13 protein-coding genes and 1 tRNA gene are annotated in these 13,216 nt (G+C 65.5%); 10 read left to right on the forward strand and 4 right to left on the reverse strand.

Annotated elements, in window-relative coordinates; translation table 11 throughout:
- Nucleotides 1-8: 8 nt before the first annotated feature.
- From LRC39_RS16920 to LRC39_RS16935, 4 genes are all read left to right on the forward strand, one after another.
- Nucleotides 9-455 carry a MaoC family dehydratase N-terminal domain-containing protein gene (locus LRC39_RS16920; protein ID WP_263988934.1) on the forward strand — a complete coding sequence of 149 codons (447 nt, stop codon included), beginning with the start codon at nucleotides 9-11 and terminating at the stop codon, nucleotides 453-455.
- 14 nt (nucleotides 456-469) lie between these two features.
- Nucleotides 470-874: a MaoC/PaaZ C-terminal domain-containing protein gene (locus tag LRC39_RS16925; protein WP_107357557.1), complete on the forward strand. Its 405-nt coding sequence runs from the start codon at nucleotides 470-472 to the stop codon at nucleotides 872-874.
- A 147-nt stretch (nucleotides 875-1,021) separates the two neighbouring features.
- Complete coding sequence (locus LRC39_RS16930) at nucleotides 1,022-1,849, forward strand: SDR family NAD(P)-dependent oxidoreductase (protein WP_346295018.1); 828 nt, start codon at nucleotides 1,022-1,024, stop codon at nucleotides 1,847-1,849.
- 15 nt (nucleotides 1,850-1,864) lie between these two features.
- Nucleotides 1,865-2,641, forward strand: a complete 777-nt coding sequence (locus LRC39_RS16935) for an enoyl-CoA hydratase-related protein (RefSeq protein ID WP_346295019.1) — start codon at nucleotides 1,865-1,867, stop codon at nucleotides 2,639-2,641.
- Nucleotides 2,642-2,649: 8 nt separating this feature from the next.
- Here LRC39_RS16935 and LRC39_RS16940 read toward each other — a convergent pair whose 3' ends face one another.
- A complete protein-coding gene (locus tag LRC39_RS16940; protein ID WP_346295020.1) occupies nucleotides 2,650-3,420 on the reverse strand; it encodes an exodeoxyribonuclease III in 771 nt (256 codons plus the stop codon).
- Between the two features lie 201 nt (nucleotides 3,421-3,621).
- Nucleotides 3,622-3,695: transfer RNA gene (locus LRC39_RS16945), tRNA-Gly, on the reverse strand.
- Between the two features lie 229 nt (nucleotides 3,696-3,924).
- On the opposite strand from LRC39_RS16945, the gene LRC39_RS16950 reads away from it, so the two are divergent.
- From LRC39_RS16950 to LRC39_RS16965, 4 genes are all read left to right on the forward strand, one after another.
- Nucleotides 3,925-4,434 carry a ferritin-like domain-containing protein gene (locus tag LRC39_RS16950; protein ID WP_346295021.1) on the forward strand — a complete coding sequence of 170 codons (510 nt, stop codon included), beginning with the start codon at nucleotides 3,925-3,927 and terminating at the stop codon, nucleotides 4,432-4,434.
- Nucleotides 4,435-4,448: 14 nt separating this feature from the next.
- The gene (locus LRC39_RS16955; RefSeq protein WP_107345117.1) at nucleotides 4,449-5,018 is read left to right on the forward strand and encodes a DUF4142 domain-containing protein; all 570 of its coding nucleotides are present in this window, start codon (nucleotides 4,449-4,451) and stop codon (nucleotides 5,016-5,018) included.
- 254 nt (nucleotides 5,019-5,272) lie between these two features.
- Entirely contained in the window at nucleotides 5,273-7,474 is a 2,202-nt protein-coding gene (gene glgX, locus LRC39_RS16960) for a glycogen debranching protein GlgX (protein ID WP_346295022.1), read from the forward strand.
- A 158-nt stretch (nucleotides 7,475-7,632) separates the two neighbouring features.
- Nucleotides 7,633-8,481, forward strand: coding sequence for a transglutaminase-like domain-containing protein (locus tag LRC39_RS16965; protein WP_346295023.1), 849 nt, complete (start codon nucleotides 7,633-7,635; stop codon nucleotides 8,479-8,481).
- A 207-nt stretch (nucleotides 8,482-8,688) separates the two neighbouring features.
- On the opposite strand, the gene LRC39_RS16970 is transcribed toward LRC39_RS16965, so the two are convergent.
- The gene (locus LRC39_RS16970) at nucleotides 8,689-8,901 is read right to left on the reverse strand and encodes a hypothetical protein (RefSeq protein ID WP_346295024.1); all 213 of its coding nucleotides are present in this window, start codon (nucleotides 8,899-8,901) and stop codon (nucleotides 8,689-8,691) included.
- A 59-nt stretch (nucleotides 8,902-8,960) separates the two neighbouring features.
- Nucleotides 8,961-10,157 (reverse strand): S1C family serine protease, encoded by a 1,197-nt coding sequence (locus LRC39_RS16975; protein ID WP_346295025.1) that lies wholly within the window; start codon nucleotides 10,155-10,157, stop codon nucleotides 8,961-8,963.
- 299 nt (nucleotides 10,158-10,456) lie between these two features.
- On the opposite strand from LRC39_RS16975, the gene LRC39_RS16980 reads away from it, so the two are divergent.
- Nucleotides 10,457-11,131 (forward strand): site-2 protease family protein, encoded by a 675-nt coding sequence (locus LRC39_RS16980; RefSeq protein ID WP_346295026.1) that lies wholly within the window; start codon nucleotides 10,457-10,459, stop codon nucleotides 11,129-11,131.
- 145 nt (nucleotides 11,132-11,276) lie between these two features.
- Nucleotides 11,277-13,052 carry a thiamine pyrophosphate-requiring protein gene (locus tag LRC39_RS16985; protein WP_346295027.1) on the forward strand — a complete coding sequence of 592 codons (1,776 nt, stop codon included), beginning with the start codon at nucleotides 11,277-11,279 and terminating at the stop codon, nucleotides 13,050-13,052.
- Nucleotides 13,053-13,216 lie beyond the last annotated feature (164 nt).

Consider the following 13,216-nt stretch of genomic DNA (forward strand, 5'->3'; position numbering starts at 1 on the left):
CAAATCTGATGGTCGATCAATCCGCTGTCGGTCGCCGGTTCACACCGGTGACCGCCCATGTCGAAGCCGGCCGGCTGCGCTATTTTCTCGACACGCTCGGCGAGACCAATCCGGTGTATCGCGACGCTGCCGCGGCCAAGGCCGAGGGCTTCGCGGCGCCGCCGATCCCGCCGACCTATCTGTTTTGCCTCGAGATGCTCGACAACGAAAACCCGTTCGAGTTTCTCACCGCGCTTCAGATCGATCTCGGGCGGGTGCTGCACGGCGAACAGAGCTTCACCTACCACGCGCCGGTGATGGTCGGCGATACGCTGACGTTCAGTCCCCAGGTGACCAGCGTCACCGACAAGAAGGGTGGCGCGATGACGCTGATCGGCGTCGAAACCACCGTCACCAATCAGCACGGCGTCCACGTGGCCGATACGACGCGGACCATCGTGGTACGCAACGGATAACCGATACGATGGACATGACCACCTCCCCCGCGGTCGGCGACCGCATCGTCCACAAGCGCTTCCCCGCGATCAACCGCCACCGGCTGGCGCTGTACTGCGGCGCCTCCGGCGACCACAATCCGATCCACGTCGATATCGACTTCGCCAAGGCGTCGGGTTTTCCGGACGTATTCACCCACGGCATGCTGGTGATGGGCTATCTCGGCCAAGCGCTCAGCGACGCGGTGCCGCCGGGCCGGATCCGCAGCTTTTCGACGCGATTTGCGGCGATCACCCAGCTCGGTGCCGAGATCACCTGCGAAGGCCAGGTCACTGAGCTGATCGAGGCCGGCGGCGAGCGCCGCGCCCGACTCGCCCTGACCGCCCGCGACCAGACCGGCGAGATCAAGCTCGCCGGCGAAGCGATCGTCGCCGTTTAGCACTACTCATCCGTCATGGCCGGGCTTGTCCCGGCCATCCACGTCTTTGCTGTCGTTGACCGCCGTAAGGCGTGGATGCCCGGGACGAGCCCGGGCATGACGCCCCCTAATAACTGCGTGTGCGTTCAACAATTTGAAGGACATCTCATGGCCAAACTGCAAGGCAAGGTGGCGCTAGTCACCGGATCGGGCCGCGGCATCGGCCGCGCCATCGCGCTGAAGCTCGCATCCGAAGGCGCGCGGGTCGTCGTCAACGACCTCGACGCCGAGCCGGGCGACGCCGTCGCTGCTGAGATCAAGGCAATGGGCAGCGACGCGATCGCGATCAATGGCAGCGTTTCGGAAGCCGGCTTCGCCGATCGCTTCGTCGGCGCCGCGGTGGAAAAATTCGGCGGCCTCGACATCATCGTCAACAACGCCGGCTACACCTGGGACTCGACGATCCAGAAGATGACCGACGAGCAATTCCAGGCGATGCTCGACGTGCATCTGGTGGCGCCGTTCCGCATCCTGCGCGCCGCCGCCGAGCCGATCCGGATCTTCGCCAAGAAGGAAGCCGAAGCCGGTCAGGAGGTGTTCCGCAAAGTCGTCAACATCTCGTCGATCGCCGGGCTCTACGGCAATGCCGGCCAGGCCAGCTACTCGTCGGCGAAGGCCTCGCTGGTCGGACTGACCCGCACGCTGTGCAAGGAATGGGGCCGCTACAAGGTCAACGTCAATTGCGTCGCCTTCGGCCTGATCAACACCCGCCTCACCCAGCCGATCGAAGCGCAGCAGAAAACCATCGACGTCGCCGGCCGCGACATCAAGGTCGGCGTGCAGCCGCAAATGCTGGACGCGATGGCGCGGATGATCCCGCTCGGGCGCGGCGGCACGCCGGAGGAAGCGGCTGACGCAGTGTATCTGTTCTGCAGCCCGGAATCCAACTACGTCAGCGGCCAGGTGCTGGTCTGCGGCGGCGGCTTGATCCTGTAAGCAAGGGCTTCGGCGATGACCCTCGTTCTATCTGAGCGGCGCGGCGCCGTCGCGGTGCTGACGTTGAACAACCCGGCGCAATACAACGCGATGCGCCGCGGTCTGCTCGGCGAGCTCGGCGCCGCATTGAACGCGGCGCTCGCCGATGACGCGGTCCGCGCCATCCTGCTCACCGGTGCTGGCAAGGGCTTCTGCGCCGGCGCAGCGCTCGGCAGCGAGACGTTCGACGCCGGCGCCGACGTCGCGCCGTGGATGCGCGCCGAACTCAGCCCTGTGCTGGAGGCGATGCGCGATTCCGCGAAGCCGATCGTCGTCGCCGTCAACGGCCCCGCGGCCGGCGCCGGCGTCGGACTTGCGCTCGCCGGCGACATCGTTCTGGCGGCGCGCTCGGCGAAATTCGTGCTCAGCTTCGTCAAGCTCGGCGCCGCGCTCGATGCCGGCACCTCGCTGTTCGTGCAGCGGGCGATCGGCGTCGCCCGCGCCCGCGCACTGGCGCTGCTCGGCCGTCCGCTGTCCGCCGAACAGGCCGAGCAATCCGGCCTGATCTTCCAGGCAATCGACGATGAGCGCCTGATGGGCGAAGCGATGGCCATCGCCGAGCAGCTCGCAGCCGGTCCGCCGATCGGCATCGGCCTGATCAAGCGCCAGATCGAAGCGGCATGGAGCGCCCCGCTCGCCGAGGTGCTGGACGACGAAGCCGAACAGCAGGGCCGTGCCTTCGTCACCGCCGACCTGCGCGAAGGCGCCGCCGCCTTCGTCGAGAAACGCGCGCCGAACTTCACCGGCCGGTGACGGAGCGTTCAATTGATCACGATCCAGGCGGGCGCATGATCGCTCGCCTGCGGTGCCGCCCGCACCTTGCGATCGACACCGGCCCGCTTCAGCCGCACCGCCAGCGATGGATCGAGCAGCAGGTGATCGATCCGCAAGCCCGCGTCGCGCTCGAACCGGTTTCGCCAATACGACCAGAACGTATAGGGCGCGTCGTCCGGATAGCAGTGCCGTAGTGCATCGGTCCAACCCTGGCGCAGCAGCGCCGCGAACAGCTTGCGCGCCGCCGGCTGCACCAGCGCGTCCTTGTCCCATGACTTGGTCGGGTAGATATCGGCCGGCGTCGGCACTACGTTGAAATCGCCCGCCAGCACCACCGGCGCCCCGCTCTTCAGCAGCGTTGCCGCATGGCGGTTCAGCCGCTTCAGCCAGGCGAGCTTATCGTCGAATTTCGGGCCCGGCTGCGGATTGCCGTTCGGCGCGTACAGGCAGCCGACGATGATCCCGGCGACCGCCGCCTCGATGTAGCGGCTCTGCTTGTCGTGCGGCGCGCCGGGCAACCGCCGCCGCGTCACCACGATCTCGCGGCGGCGAGCGAGGATCGCGACGCCATTCCAGCTTTTCTGCCCGACCCACGCCGCCGCATAACCAGCCTTGCGCAACGCCGCTTCCGGAAACTCCGCGTCGGCCGCCTTCAACTCCTGCAAGCAGACGATGTCCGGCCGCGCCGCCTTCAGCCACGCTAGCAGCACCGGCATCCGCTTGTTGACATTGTTGACGTTGAAGGTCGCGATCTTCACGCCGCTCCGCACCCGCTCGCCTGCCGCGCCTCAGCACGTTCACGGCCTGAGCAACGCCAGCGCTGCCGGATTGATCCGCGACGGCGCGCGGGCCTGCGCCCGATTTGCGCCCTGGGCGTCCGGCTGCCCAGCAAGAGTCAACGGAGACCCGGCTCAAAAACCGTAAGCCTCAGCAATATCTATCGAATTTTGATCGGAGACTGGAGCGGGTGAAGGGAATCGAACCCTCGTATTCAGCTTGGAAGGCTGCTGCTCTACCATTGAGCTACACCCGCGATGCAGCCCCCGTAACACGTTCGCCCGGGGCTCTCAACTCCCCTCGCCGGCGCGCCACCAACTTCTGTCGTCCGATTGGCCGACAGTTCGCCGGAGCGCTGCCCGCCCCGTCTTGCCCGACCCAGCGGCCGCCCGCCCCCCGGCGCTTGCCACGCGACGGAACAGAATCGGCCGTCCCCGGTTCTCCGGTCGAGCCGCGGGACGCGGACTATTTGGGCGGAGGCGACGATGGGATTTTTCAGCAAGGACATTCAGACGATGGAGGACCTGCTGCTGCACGGCCTCCGCGACATCTATTACGCCGAGCAGCAGATCACCAAGGCGCTGCCGAAGATGATCGAACAGGCTACCAACCGCGACCTGTCGCAGGGCCTGAAGGCGCATCTGGAAGAGACCCAGAAGCAGATCGAACGGCTCGACCAGGTGTTCGAGAAGCTCGGCGAGACGCCGTCGGGGGTGAACTGCCCGGCGATCGACGGCCTGATCAAGGAATCCGACGAGACCGCGGGCGAGATCGCCGACAAGACCGTGCTCGACGCCGCGATCGTCGCTAACGCGCAGGCGGTCGAGCACTACGAGATCGCCCGCTACGGCACCCTGATCGCGTGGGCCGAGGAGCTCGGCCACGACGACATCGTGCGCTTCCTCACCACCAATCTGAACGAGGAAAAGGCCGCCAACACCAAGCTCAACACCGTGGCGCTCCGCAAGGGCGTCAATCGTAAAGCTGCAAGTTGAAAGGAAACAACCGCATGAACCGGACCGCACTCGTTCTCGGCTGTCTGCTGGTCGCCACCCCGGCGCTGGCGCAATCGGTCACCGAGAAGACCGGCATCAATTCCGTGCTCGGCGTTTCGCCGTCCACGGCGGATTTCGTCAAGCAGGTGGCGATCAGCGACATGTTCGAGATTCAGTCGAACCAGCTCGCCGAGCGCAAGGGCAACGCCGCCGAACAGGCGTTCGCCAAGCAGATGATCGCCGATCACACCAAGACCTCCAGCGAGCTGAAGGCGATGGTGTCGGACGGCAAGGTCAAGGCCGAACTTCCGACCGCGCTCGACTCCGCTCATCAAAGCAAGCTCGACAAGCTGAAGAACGCCAACGGCGCCGAATTCAGCGAGACCTTCGACGAGCAGCAGGTCACCGCCCACAAGGACGCCGTCTCGCTGTTCGAGCGTTACTCCAAGGGTGGCGACAATGACGCCCTGAAGAAGTGGGCCGGCACCACGCTGCCGAAGCTGCAGCACCATCTCGAGATGGCCCAGCAGCTCGAGCGCGACCGCACCAACACCACCTCGCAGTCGTCCAAGTCCGCAAAGTAACGTGGAAAGAAACTAGAACGTCGGCCCGGCAGTTCACGCTGCCGGGCCAGCAACGACGGACCGGCCCCCGCGGGGCCCGACCTGATGCACACGGGCGGGCGCCGTTCTTCCGGACCTTGGAACCGGATTCCGGCTTCCCGCATTGTCGGTGAAGATCGTTTTGGGGGACCGTATCAAATGACGACACGATCAGTGTTTTTCCGCTCCGACCGGGCGCTTTGCGCCAGCGCCGCCTCTCTCATGGAGGGCGGGCGATGAACGACGCGACCGAGACGCTCGAGCCGCCGGCGGAAACCACCGCCCCCGAAACGCCGGCCAAGCCGGCAGGTCCGCCGCCCTATCAGGTGGTCAACGACTCCTCCACCGTTCGCGAGGGCCTGCCCTTCCCGCTCGGCTCGTGCTGGGACGGTAATGGCACCAACTTCGCGCTGTTCTCCGCCAACGCCACCAAGGTCGAGGTCTGCCTGTTCGACGGCGATACCGAGCGGCGGGTCGAGCTGCCCGAATACACCGACGAGGTGTTTCACGGTTACATCCCGGATGTCGGCCCAGGCACGTTCTACGGCTATCGCGTGTATGGCCCATACGAGCCGGAGAACGGCCACCGCTTCAATCCCAACAAGCTGCTGCTCGATCCTTATGCGCGCGCCCACGCCGGCTCGCTGACCTGGGATCCGGCCGTGTTCGGCTATGTGATGGAGAGCGGTGACGACACCACCTTCGACGAGCGCGACAGCGCCCGGTTCGTGCCGAAATGCGTGGTCGTCGATCCCGACTTCGACTGGAAGGGCGAGCCCGGCCGCAAATTCGTGCCATGGGACCAGGCCATCATCTACGAAACCCACGTCAAGGGTTTCACCAAGCTGCATCCGGAAGTGCCCGAGCATCTGCGCGGCACCTATGCGGGCCTCGGCACCAAACCGGTGGTTGATTACATCTCCTCGCTCGGCGTCACCGCTGTCGAGCTGTTGCCGATCCACACCTTCGTCAATGACAGCTATCTGCTCGACAAGGACCTGGTGAACTATTGGGGCTACAACACCATCGGCTTCTTCGCACCCGATCCGCGCTATGCCGCCGACGTGCCCAACAGCTTGCGCGAATTCAAGGAGATGGTGGCGCGGCTGCATGATGTCGGCCTCGCCGTCATCCTCGACGTGGTTTACAACCACACCGCCGAGGGCAACGAACTCGGCCCGACGCTGTCGTTCAAGGGCATCGACAACGCCAGCTATTACCGGCTGCTGCCGGAACAGAAGCGCTACTACATCAACGACACCGGCACCGGCAACACCGTCAATCTCACCCATCCGCGCGTGATCCAGATGGTCAATGACAGTCTGCGCTACTGGGCCGGCGAAATGCACATCGATGGCTTCCGGTTCGATCTCGGCACCATCCTGGCTCGCGAGCATTACGGCTTCGACGAGCAGAGCGGCTTTCTGAAAGCCGTGATGCAGGACCCGCTGCTCGCCTCGGTGAAGTTGATCGCCGAGCCGTGGGACTGCGGCCCCGGCGGCTATCAGGTCGGCGGCTTCCCGCCGGGCTGGGCGGAGTGGAACGACAAATTCCGCGACACCGTTCGCGACTATTGGCGCGGCGAAGCTCCGGCGGCGGCACTGGCCCCACGGCTCTCGGCCTCCGGCGACGTGTTCAACCGCCAGGGCCGGCGCGCCTGGGCGAGCGTGAATTTCATCACCGCGCATGACGGCTTCACCCTCAACGATTGGGCGAGCTACAACGACAAGCACAACGAGGCCAATGGCGAGGACAATCGCGACGGCCATTCCGACAACCGCTCATGGAATTGCGGCGCGGAAGGCCCAACCGACGACGAGACCATCCTCGCCCTTCGCGAACGCCAGAAGCGCAACATGCTGGCAACGTTGCTGCTCGCGCAAGGCACGCCGATGCTGCTCGCCGGCGACGAGTTTGGCCGTACCCAAAACGGCAACAACAACGCCTACTGCCAGGACAATGAGATCTCCTGGGTGCATTGGGACCATGATGAGGCCGCGCAGCAGCTGCGCGCCTTCACCCAGCGGCTTCTGGAATTGCGCCGGACGACGCCGACGCTGCGGCGCAGCCGGTTCCTCACCGGGCAATATGACGAGGCGCTCGAAGTTCGCGACGTCACCTGGATCAACGCCAATGGCGGCGAGATGCAGCAGGAACATTGGGACGATCCCAACGTCAAATGCTTCGGCATGCTGCTCGACGGCCGCGCCCAAACCACCGGCATCCGCCGGCACGGCGAGGACGCCACCGTGCTGCTGGTGATGAACAGCTTCGACGGTGTCGTCGAGTTCACGCTACCGGAGGTTCCGCACGGCTCGAAGTGGTCGCTGCTGATCGATACCAACCTGCCGAGCGGCATTCCGGACGAGCAGTTCGCTTGCGGCGAGGTTTATCAAGTGACCGCGCGGTCCGTTCTGCTGTTCGGACTGACCGAATAAACTGCAGCACGCCGGCCATTTCATCGCCGGCGTGCTGCCACTAATTTGCGCAACCGTCGACACACCTGATCGGGAACACCAGGTTCGTTCCGCGATTGAGAACACAACACAGGGCCGATCGCATCGGCCCTTTCTCGATCAGCAACGGAGCTTTGCAGGTGATCATTCGCGCCGGATACAACATCGCTTTCCACTGCTTCCAGGAAACGCCGATAAATCTGCTGCTCAGCGTGCATCCGTCGCGCGCCCAGCACGTCATCGGCGAGCATGTTATCCGGTTTTCGCCGGATGTGCCCGCGCACGACTTCACCGACATGTTCGGCAACGTCTGCACCCGGATCGTCGCGCCCCCCGGCCGCATCGATATCAGCAATGACTTCCTGATCGAGGACTCCGGGCTGCCCGACGAGGCTGCACCCGGCGCCCGTCAAATCCCCGTCGCGGAACTGCCCGACGAGGTAATGGTCTATCTGCTCGGCAGCCGCTATTGCGACACCGACAAGCTGTCGAACCTCGCCTGGTCACTGTTCGGCGGCATCACCTCGGGCTGGGAGCTCGTGCAGGCGATCGTCGACTACGTCCACCATCGCATCACCTTCGGCTATCAGTTCGCCCGCAACGACCGCACCGCCTCCGAAGGTCACGCCGAACAGATCGGCGTCTGCCGCGACTTCGCGCATCTTGCGGTCGCCCTGTGCCGCTGCATGAACATTCCGGCGCGCTACTGCACAGGCTATCTCGGCGACATCGGCGTGCCGCAGGATCCGGCACCGATGGATTTTTCGGCGTGGTTCGAAGTCTATCTCGACGGCCGCTGGTACACGTTCGACGCGAGGCACAATACCCCGCGGATCGGCCGCATCGTCATCGCCCGCGGCCGCGACGCCGCCGACGTCGCGATCTCCACCTCGTTCGGCACCGCGAACCTGCTGAATTTCGAAGTGATCACCCACGAGGTGACGGACGAGACCGCAGCAACGGAGGCACAGCTGCCGAAGGTGGCGTGAGGCGTACCGCAATCTTGAGTAACCACTTTCGGTCATTGCGAGCGCAGCGAAGCAATCCAGTCTCCCCGCCGGGAGCACTGGATTGCTTCGTCGGCTACGCCGCCTCGCAATGACGCTTGGCTGGCGCTTCCTTGCACGGCAAAAGCGGCCGGGCTTGCACCCGACCGCCTGAGACACAGAACCCCTTCTAACTTCGACTGATGCCGTTCAGTTCGTGATCACGCCGAGATTGGTTTCCGAACCTTCGTTGCCCGGCACGGTGATCCGCACTTCGTGGCCGAATTTGATCGCATTGGACGCCGCGGCGCAGGCGGCCTCGAACGCCGCTTCCTTGCTGGAATAGTCGCCAGTCGGGTCGTCGTCGTGGCGGATGCCCCAGCGGTCGTCGCTGCCGATGATGTCGTAATACGCCTTTCCCATCGTTCACCTCCAATTGCTGCAACAATCGGCGGCGGGGGCATTCGTTCCGATTGGGCGCCTCAGGTGCGCCGGCGCTGCGAAATATCGGTGACCTTCACGGTGACGGTCCGGCTGCGCCCGTCGCGCTCGACCGTCAGCTTGACGTCGCTGCCGATCCCGGCCTCTTCGAGGGCCGCAGCGAGATCCGACATGCTGTGGATCGGCGCGCCGTTCGCCCCCGTGATGACATCGCGGACGTAACCGTCGTCGGTCGCGCCTTCGAGCCCGGCTTGCGCGGCCGGCGAATCCGGTAGCGTGCGCAGGATCACCACCCCGTCGATGCCGAGCTGCGCGGTCTCGGTCTCGCGTGCCGCGACGATGCCGATGCCCGGCACCGGGACACTGCCGTTGGTGATCAGCGCGGTGACGACGCGATTGACGGCATCGACCGGGATCGCAAAGCCGATGCCAGCCGAAGCGCCGGAGCCGGAGATGATCGCAGTGTTGATGCCGATCAGCCGACCGGCGCTGTCGAGCAGCGGGCCGCCGGAATTGCCGGGATTGATCGCCGCGTCGGTCTGGATCACGCCGCGCACCTCGTGGGCCGCTGCGGTCGGCAGCCGCCGCCGCAATGCGCTGACGATGCCGGTGGTGAGCGTTTGTTCGAGACCGTAGGGATTACCAATCGCGTAGGTCGCCTGCCCGACCTGCAGATCGTCCGAGCTGCCGATGGCGATCGGGCGCAGCGGTGTGTGCGGCCGCTCGAGTTGCAGCACCGCCAGGTCGTAGTTCGGCGCCGTCCCCACCACCCGCGCGGTGACGAACTCGCCCGAGGCCAGCCGGACGCCGAGCTGGCTGGCGTTCTGGATGACGTGATTGTTGGTGACGACATGGCCGGCAGCGTCCCAGATCACGCCGGAGCCGGACTGCACCGGCGCTTCCTGCTGGGCGAAGAATGGCGATACCTTTTGGTTGCTTTGCGCGAACACGTGCACCACCGACGGCGACACCTGCTTGAACAGCTCGACTGTCGCCTTCTCGGCCGGCGCCAGCTCACCGCGCGCCGTGACCGTCCGTGGCCCCGTCGCAGAGAACCAAAGCGCGCTGAGATAAGGCTGCGCCACCCAGAACGTCGCCAGCACCAGCAGCCAGACGATCGCGACCCGCAGCAGGCGGTCGGTGCGTTGTGCCCGGCGGATCTGGGCCTGCTCGCGGGCCAGTGGATCAAGCCCCGGCGGACGCGGGGGCGGCGGAGCATGCGGCGGCAACGTGGTCATGCGGCGTGTCTCGAACGATGACGCTTACGGGAGCTGCGGCAAGCCAGGTTCCGCTTGCCGGCCAGCGCTAATGCATCAGGTTCCGGCGAGTTCCACCACTTGGTTCGGTGCTCCGTCGCGGCGCACCAAGGTGCCGATGGTTAAGAGGAGATAAACAACCGCCTGCCGCAAGGTGCTGGATTACTTTGAGTCCATCATCGCCGCCGGCGCTGGCGCAGCGTCGGCGTGGCTTCTATATCTCGCTGGTTCCCGCTTCGGATCTTCGGCTTCCCGATCGATCCCAACTCGAGTGGATCGACATGACAGGCTCGTTGTCCAACATGATGGTGGTGATCTCGGTCTGGGCGCTGCCGCTCCTGATCGCGATCACGTTTCACGAAGCTGCCCACGCTTATGTGGCCAAGCTGTGCGGCGACAACACCGCCTGGATGCTCGGCCGGGTCAGCTTCAACCCAATCAAGCACATTGATCCGTTCGGCACCGTGCTGCTGCCGCTGTTGCTGCTGGTGATGCAATCGCCGTTCCTGTTCGGCTACGCCAAGCCTGTGCCGGTGAACTTCCGCAATCTACGCAATCCGCGCCGCGACATGGTGCTGGTCGCCGCGGCCGGTCCGGCGATCAATCTCATTCTCGCAGCGGTTGCTGCGCTGGCGTTTCACGTCGTCGGCTATGTGCCCGGTGAAGCCGGCCAGTGGCTGGCGCAGAACCTCGTCAACGCGCTCTTGATCAACGTCGTGCTGGCGATCTTCAACCTGCTGCCAATCCCGCCGCTCGACGGCGGCCGGATCGCCGTCGGCATCCTGCCGCGGGTGCTGGCTCATCCGCTGGCCCGGGTGGAGCCCTACGGCATGCTGATCCTGCTCGGGCTGATCTTCATCCTGCCGCTGGCCGGCATCGGCATCGCCACGCAGTTCATCGCGCAATCGAGCCAGTTTGTCGTGCAGACGATCCTGCGCCTCACCGGCGCGGCCTGACGAACGCCGCCTCAAAAGGCGGTGAGACCGGCAGCGCTGCATCCGCCGCTGCCGCACCGCGCTGCAACGTTTGCTCCAACCCATCGTTGATCCCGCACTTGCGCCGTCGCCCCCGCGACGGCGCGCGCAAACACGGGTCATCGACATGAATGTGAGCGAATTCGTCTGGCAGCGACTTGCCGAGTGGGGCCTGCGGCGGGTCTACGGCTATCCGGGAGATGGTGTCGGCGGCCTGGATGTCGCGCTGGAGAAAGCCAAGGACCGCATCGAATACGTCCAGGTCCGCCACGAAGAGATGGCCGCGTTCATGGCGTCGGCGCATGCCAAGTTCACCGGCGAGGTCGGGCTGTGCTACGCGACCTCAGGGCCGGGCGCGATCCACCTGCTCAACGGCCTGTACGATGCCAAGATGGATCACGTGCCGGTGGTGGCGCTGCTCGGCCAGCAGGCGCGCAGTGCGATCGGGGCTGACTATCAGCAGGAAGTGGACCTGCAGACGCTGTTCGGCGAGGTCAGCGAATATGTCGCGACCGCCAGCGTTCCGTCGCAGGTGCGCCATCTGATCGACCGCGCGGTGCGGATCGCCCACGACAGACGCGGCGTCGCCTGCGTGATCCTGCCGAACGATCTGCAGGGCCTCGACTACGAAGACCCACCGATGGCGCACGGCGCCACCCACACCGGCATCGGCCACGCCTACCCGGCGCAGGTGCCCGATGAAGCCGGCCTGAAGGCCGCCGCGCAGGTGCTGAACGCCGGCAGCAAGGTGGCGATCCTGGTGGGCGCCGGGGCGCTCGACGCCACCGACGAGCTGATCGCGGTGGCCGAGCGGCTGCAGGCCGGCGTCGCCAAAGCGCTGCTCGGCAAGGCCGCCCTGCCCGATGACCTACCGTTCGTCACCGGCTCGATCGGCCTGCTCGGCACTAGGCCGAGCTGGGACCTGATGAAGGGCTGTGACACGCTGCTGGTGGTCGGCTCGTCGTTTCCTTACAGCGAATTCCTGCCAAAGCCGGGCGACGCCCGCGGTGTCCAGATCGACGTCGACGGCCGCCGCCTCAGCCTGCGCTATCCGATGGAGGTCAACCTGATCGGCGACAGCGCCAGGACGCTGCGTGCCCTATTGCCGCTGCTGAACCAGAAGGACGAGACCTCGTGGCGGCGCGGCATCGTGCGCGGTGTGGCTTCATGGTGGAAGACGCTGGAGAACCGCGCGCTGCAGAGCGCCGAACCGCTCAATCCGCAGCGGGTGTTCTGGGAGCTGTCGCCGCGGCTGCCCGACAACGCCATCATCACCGCAGATTCAGGATCGGTGGCGAACTGGTACGCGCGCGACCTGAAGATGCGCCGCGGCATGAAGGGATCGCTGTCCGGCGGCCTCGCCTCGCTCGGCGCCGGTACGCCCTATGCGGTCGCGGCCAAGATGGCCTATCCGGACCGCACGGTGATCGCCTGCATGGGCGACGGCGCGATGCAGATGAACGGCCTCAACGAGATGATCACCATCGCCAAATACTGGAAGCAGTGGTCGGACCCGCGGCTGATCGTGCTGGTGCTGAACAACCGCGACCTCAATCAGGTGACCTGGGAGGAGCGCATCCAGCTCGGCGCCGGCAAGACCGAGTCGACCCAGAGCATTCCCGACTTCCCCTACCACCGCTACGCCGAACTGATCGGGCTGAAGGGCATCTTCGTCGACAACCCCGACCGCGTCGGCGCGGCCTGGGACGAGGCTCTGTCGGCCGACCGCCCGGTGATCCTGGAAGCCTACACCGACCCCAACGTCCCGCCGCTGCCGCCCCACATCACCCTGAAAGACGCCAAGAACTTCATGACCATGATGGGCAGCGAACCCGAACTCGGCAGCGTCCTCACCAACAGCGCCAAGGAGCTGCTGGCAAGCGTCTTGCCTGGGAAAGGGTGAAGGCGTTGAGGGCAATGACCGGGGGACGCGCGGCTCGCCTGTCCCGGCGTAAGCACGCCGTCTGTTTCGGTCGCTTGACCGATCCCAGCGGGCTACTTCTTAGATGCCCCGTTGAAATACTTGGGCCGGATCGAACTCACCGATCGCCCCCAGACGGCGCGGAC

Source organism: Rhodopseudomonas sp. P1 (genome assembly GCF_039642825.1).
GTDB classification, from domain to species: Bacteria; Pseudomonadota; Alphaproteobacteria; order Rhizobiales; family Xanthobacteraceae; genus Rhodopseudomonas; species Rhodopseudomonas palustris_H.

Excerpts from the sequence above, each read along its gene's own strand:
- glgX (WP_346295022.1), top strand. The coding sequence starts at position 5,273 with ATGAACGACGCGACCGAGACGCTCGAGCCGCCGGCGGAAACCACCGCC.
- LRC39_RS16920 (WP_263988934.1), top strand. The coding sequence starts at position 9 with ATGGTCGATCAATCCGCTGTCGGTCGCCGGTTCACACCGGTGACCGCC.
- LRC39_RS16985 (WP_346295027.1), top strand. The coding sequence starts at position 11,277 with ATGAATGTGAGCGAATTCGTCTGGCAGCGACTTGCCGAGTGGGGCCTG.
- LRC39_RS16950 (WP_346295021.1), top strand. The coding sequence starts at position 3,925 with ATGGGATTTTTCAGCAAGGACATTCAGACGATGGAGGACCTGCTGCTG.
- LRC39_RS16955 (WP_107345117.1), top strand. The coding sequence starts at position 4,449 with ATGAACCGGACCGCACTCGTTCTCGGCTGTCTGCTGGTCGCCACCCCG.
- LRC39_RS16925 (WP_107357557.1), top strand. The coding sequence starts at position 470 with ATGACCACCTCCCCCGCGGTCGGCGACCGCATCGTCCACAAGCGCTTC.
- LRC39_RS16970 (WP_346295024.1), bottom strand. The coding sequence starts at position 8,901 with ATGGGAAAGGCGTATTACGACATCATCGGCAGCGACGACCGCTGGGGC.
- LRC39_RS16980 (WP_346295026.1), top strand. The coding sequence starts at position 10,457 with ATGACAGGCTCGTTGTCCAACATGATGGTGGTGATCTCGGTCTGGGCG.
- LRC39_RS16930 (WP_346295018.1), top strand. The coding sequence starts at position 1,022 with ATGGCCAAACTGCAAGGCAAGGTGGCGCTAGTCACCGGATCGGGCCGC.
- LRC39_RS16935 (WP_346295019.1), top strand. The coding sequence starts at position 1,865 with ATGACCCTCGTTCTATCTGAGCGGCGCGGCGCCGTCGCGGTGCTGACG.
- LRC39_RS16975 (WP_346295025.1), bottom strand. The coding sequence starts at position 10,157 with ATGACCACGTTGCCGCCGCATGCTCCGCCGCCCCCGCGTCCGCCGGGG.